Raw genomic sequence first — 1,106 nt, 5'->3', positions numbered from 1 at the left:
GTTGCAACGCCAGGAACGACAAGTGATCGCACGGAAAGTGTTGTCGGCGGCGCGGATCGGGCACACCGTATACGACGAGATGCTGCTCTCGGGCCATCAGACCAACGTGCACACCACCGGTGCCGTCGACAAAGCCGTCACCGGCAAGGTATCGACCACCCTGGGTGTCTCGGTGCCGCAAGCCACCGCGTGGATGACGCTGAGCTTTCTGCTGTCGACGCTCCCGACGGTGACCGCCGCGTTCCTGGACGGTGACCACTGCCTGGAACGTATCCGCATCATCGCCAACGAGATCGGCGTCCTGTCCGACGACGATGTCCGCGCCTTCGCCGAAACCCGTGCACTGCAGCTCGCCGAACGCAATCAGGCGGATACGACATTGCGGGATCAGGTCGTCGAGATGGTGATCGCGCTGGATCCTGACGGTGCCGCCGACCGGCGCGAGGAAGCCGCCGCACGCGATCAGAACGTGCGGGTGCGTCGGGATACCAACGGGCACTGCAGCATCTCCGTCTACGCCCCCGGCGAGATGGGTGCCCACCTGGCGGCGCGGATCGCGAAGATGATCAGTGAGCGGATCTGCCCACGTGATCCGCGTCGTCAGGGTCAGGTGCAGGTCGCGGCATTCGCCGAAATCCAAGGACTGCCCGGCGCGCACCTGTCGTGCGAATGCGGGCGAGGCGACTGCTCCCGGGCGATCCCCTTGCCGGAGGAGCCGAGTGGTCTGACCGACCTCGACATCGACGTCGACGAGACTGATCCGTCCGACGATGTCGATGCGGACGCCGACGTAACCGACGATCTCGAGACGACCGACGATGCACAGTCGGACGCTGATGGTGACGCCGATGTCACCGACGATGCCGAGACGATCACCGACGACGACGCTGACTTCGATGCAACGGATACCGAAGAGGCGCAACCCGACACCGACACCGAAAGCGATTCGCAGTTGTCGCTGTCGTTGATCACCGATCCGTCCGGGCAGCGGGAGGCCCGGTTGGAGTACTTCGGCGTGATTGACAACTCCCACGCCCGATCGCTGATCAGCTCGGGACAGCTGGTCACCGTCAGCGAGTTTCCCACCCTGGACATCCCCAGCATCA

The 1,106-nt window shown here is 64.5% G+C and carries 1 protein-coding gene; it reads left to right on the top strand.

Going from position 1 to position 1,106, the window contains the following annotated elements:
* Positions 1 to 22: 22 nt before the first annotated feature.
* A partial coding sequence (locus ABLE94_RS26325) for a 13E12 repeat family protein (protein ID WP_348810309.1) occupies positions 23 to 1,106 on the top strand: 1,084 nt, incomplete at its 3' end.

Origin of the sequence: Gordonia sp. VNK1, from assembly GCF_040049135.1 — a bacterium.
In the GTDB taxonomy this organism is placed as follows: domain Bacteria; phylum Actinomycetota; class Actinomycetes; order Mycobacteriales; family Mycobacteriaceae; genus Gordonia; species Gordonia oleivorans.
This window is presented reverse-complemented; position numbering and strand designations above follow the sequence as displayed.